General features: G+C 44.9%; 4 protein-coding genes and 1 pseudogene (1 of these 5 only partly in view). All 5 read left to right on the plus strand.

Going from position 1 to position 3,487, the window contains the following annotated elements:
- Positions 1–1,187, plus strand: a pseudogene (locus B3O33_RS12280) (VTT domain-containing protein) (it extends 895 nt beyond the left edge of the window).
- On the plus strand, positions 1,157–1,891 hold the full coding sequence (locus B3O33_RS12285) for an endonuclease/exonuclease/phosphatase family protein (protein WP_292360886.1): 735 nt from the start codon (positions 1,157–1,159) through the stop codon (positions 1,889–1,891). Before B3O33_RS12280 ends, B3O33_RS12285 begins: the two are co-directional and overlap by 31 nt.
- 261 nt (positions 1,892–2,152) lie before the next feature.
- On the plus strand, positions 2,153–2,347 hold the full coding sequence (locus B3O33_RS12290) for a Flp family type IVb pilin (RefSeq protein ID WP_292360884.1): 195 nt from the start codon (positions 2,153–2,155) through the stop codon (positions 2,345–2,347).
- Positions 2,348–2,374: 27 nt separating this feature from the next.
- The gene (locus B3O33_RS12295; protein WP_292360882.1) at positions 2,375–2,926 is read left to right on the plus strand and encodes an A24 family peptidase; all 552 of its coding nucleotides are present in this window, start codon (positions 2,375–2,377) and stop codon (positions 2,924–2,926) included.
- Complete coding sequence (locus tag B3O33_RS12300) at positions 2,923–3,456, plus strand: TadE/TadG family type IV pilus assembly protein (RefSeq protein WP_292360880.1); 534 nt, start codon at positions 2,923–2,925, stop codon at positions 3,454–3,456. Before B3O33_RS12295 ends, B3O33_RS12300 begins: the two co-directional genes overlap by 4 nt.
- Positions 3,457–3,487: the final 31 nt, after the last annotated feature.

Raw genomic sequence — 3,487 nt, forward strand, 5'->3', positions numbered from 1 at the left:
ATACGATGGATGTGTTGCGTTCAAGAGTCAGCCGCAAACTTTGCGATGCCGATAAACATGATCGTTTACGAATTTGCTACCCGCATCATGAAGCGTTGGGTGAAATGTACATAAGTCTGCATAGCAAAATGATGATCGTTGATGACTGCTTTTTACGGATTGGCTCGGCGAATTTAAGCAACCGGTCTATGGGATTGGATAGTGAATGTGATTTGGCTATCGAAGCTGAAAATGCTGATCACATTCAGGCGATACGAGCATTCCGTCAGCGGCTGCTGAGTGAACATCTGCAGCTCGATGAAACTGAATTGGAAAGTTTACTTGCTGAACATAACTCACTGATTCAAGTGTTGGATGCACGTAATCAATTTCCACGAACACTCCGCCAGCTAGATTGTGAGATAGATGAAAATATTGATGGTTTAACTCCTACGGCTGACTATATCGATCCTGAACGACCGGTCGATTCGGTTGAAATGAGTCGGAAACTGGTGCCAATTGATGAACCGAAATCACCTAAAAAGCAGATTATCATCGCTGCATTGATTTTATTGGCTGTAGTTGCATTGACCGCATTATGGAAGTGGACACCTTTAAATGAATGGTTAACGCCGGAAAACCTGAAACAGTTGATTAGCAGGTTAAACGACAATCCTTTTACCCCCGTCATTGTTATTACGGGTTTTGCTATAGCCGGATTGTTTGCGATTCCCCTGACCATACTGGTTGTGGCTGTTGCGATAAGTTTTGGCGCATGGCCGGGGAGTATATACGCCATTCTGGGTTCAATGCTGAGTGCCATTCTGGGATATTTCGCTGGTGAGTGGCTGGGGCGTAGAAGTGTTTCTAAAATGGCCGGATCAAAATTAAACCGGCTGTCAAAACGGTTAGCCAATCATGGTGTGATGGCGATTATTACCGTGAGGATTATTCCGGTAGCACCTTTTACGGTGATTAACCTGGTAGCAGGTGCTTCGCATATCAAATTAAAAGACTTTATCTGGGGAACCCTGCTGGGCATGTTGCCGGGGATTTTAGCCATAACCGTTTTTGCGAATTCACTGTTACGAGTTGTTCAACAGCCTGAACCTATAGAAATTATTATTTTTATAATGGTGGTTTTAGGGATTGGCAGCCTGATGTACGGTGTTAAAAGATGGCTGAACAGAATTTCAACAGACTCGTGACGCAAGTAACACCCTCCAACACCCTCACGATTGCTACTTACAATATCCATGCCTGCATAGGATCTGATGGTCAATTTGATCCGGCACGCATAGCAGCCGTTTTACAAGAGTTGGATGCTGATATTATCGCTTTGCAGGAAGTTGAACACCATTCGATTGATGAGCTGGACCTGCTGGAGTATCTGGCTTATCAGACTGGTCATGAAGCGCTTGCCGGTCCGACCCTGTTTCGGGAAACCCGCCACTATGGCAATGCCTTGCTGACAAGACTGCCATTACGATCCTTTAAGCATATTGATTTAAGTTTTTCGGGTTGTGAGCCACGAGGTGCCATTGAGGCAACCTTTGATGTCGCCGGCTATGAATTACAGGTTATCGCTACCCATTTAGGGTTGAAACCGGCGGAGCGTCGCTGGCAGGTCAAACAATTGCTGGAGATAAAATCACAGCAGGAAGCGGATATCAGTTGTTTATTAGGCGACGTCAATGAGTGGTTGTTGTGGGGAAGACCGTTGCGCTGGTTGCATCAACATTTCAGTGCTCAACCGCATTTGCCAACCTTCCCGGCAGGCTGGCCTGTTTTCGCACTGGATCGTATCTGGATTTCTCCCCAACGCTGTCAAATTAAACTATCTGTTCACAAAACGGCGTTAGCTCGACAGGCTTCAGACCATTTGCCACTGGTAGTCAAAATGCGTTTTTGATTTGTTGCCTGATCAGACAACAGATAATCAGGATGTTGATCCTGGGTTATTAATTTTTATTTATTTTTGCCTGAACAAACTTTACAAACAGTGTGAGAGACTTCACCTTATACGCATAACAGCATGTTTTCCCGTGTCCCATATAACATTTTCACAGTAATTTTTATTGCAAAATACCTGGTGATGTAGCAACAATTGCCCAACGGACGTTAGCAGAATAAACATATTTGGTAGGTGTTTTTTCATTTTAAGGGAGCTCAAATGATGAATATAAAAATGGTAAAAAAAGCAGTTCAGGATTTTCTCAAAGACGAAGAGGGTGCCAGTGGTATTGAGTATGCGCTGGTAGCGGCTATGGTTGCAGTGGCATTGATTGCGTTTGTTGCACCTGTTCGGGATGCAATTGTTGGTGTGTTCACCGACATCCAGGGCGCTTTAGAAGACAGTACCGATTAAAAGTACTTAGTTTTTCACGGAATCAAAGTGCTGTTTTCCCAGCCTCTTTTTACAGCCGGTTTGTTAACAATTTGGTGTCTGGCGTGTGCGTTTTATGATTTAACACAACGTCGACTGCCCAATTTTCTGACTCTTGGCGTGCATATTCCTGCTTTGGCTATTTTGTTGATAGCCGGGCATGGTTTGCTGGGAGCCACAGCCATTTCATGCCTTTTGGCCTGGAGTGCTGCCCTTTTCCTGACATTACCGGCCTATGCCTTCCGTTGGCTTGGGGCAGGCGATGTAAAATTCCTGGCGTCAATAGGTCTGTTGACCGGGTTGAATTTTCTTTTAGTAAGCTATGCTATTGCCGGTTTGCTGTCAGGCATGATTGTTGTTGCATGGCTGTCGGCACAGCGGGTTTTGCCCTATCTCAATCTGCAACTTGCATCCACAAAAATTCAGTTACCGGTATTGGCTCGGCCAACTGGAAAGGTTCTCCCTTTCGGTGCCATTCTTGCCGTCAGCGTTTTAATCACGCTTTGTATTCCAGCTTATGTTGACTTTATCCCTCTTAAAAGTTTAGAGGGCTTTTCATGACTCGTTCTGTTATATCACCTCTCTATCCAGATGGCTTTACAAGTCTATTGGCACCCAAAAATTCTTTTTATAAGCAACGTGGTGCAGCAGCCATCGAAGCTGCATTAATGTTTGTCCTTTTTTTCTCCCTGTTTTATGCCATTGTCAGCTACTCCTTACCCCTGTTAATGGTGCAGGCGTTTAACCATGCCGCTGCTTCTGGCGCTCGTTCTGCCCTGGCTGTTGATCCCAATGCAGATGAGTTTGATGACATAACGCAATATATTGAGCAGGGAGTAAAACCAAGGGTACGAGAGGTGATTGCCGATACGTTGGATTGGTTACCACCCACAGCCAAAACCACGGTTCTGGGCAATCAGAACAATAATGTTGTTGTTGAATTTAATGAAGCAACCGGTGTGTTGGCTGTGACGGTAGTGTATGCAGGCTATCGTGATGCGCCGTTAATTCCAACCTTAAAACTCCCAGGGATGGGAGATGTACCCAGATTGCCAGCCAACTTGCAGGGAAGCGCTTCAGTCAGTTTGTGAGAATAAAAAAGAAAGAAAAAAATAAAGCAAT

It is taken from the genome of Methylophaga sp. UBA1464 (assembly GCF_002325665.1).
In the GTDB taxonomy this organism is placed as follows: domain Bacteria; phylum Pseudomonadota; class Gammaproteobacteria; order Nitrosococcales; family Methylophagaceae; genus Methylophaga.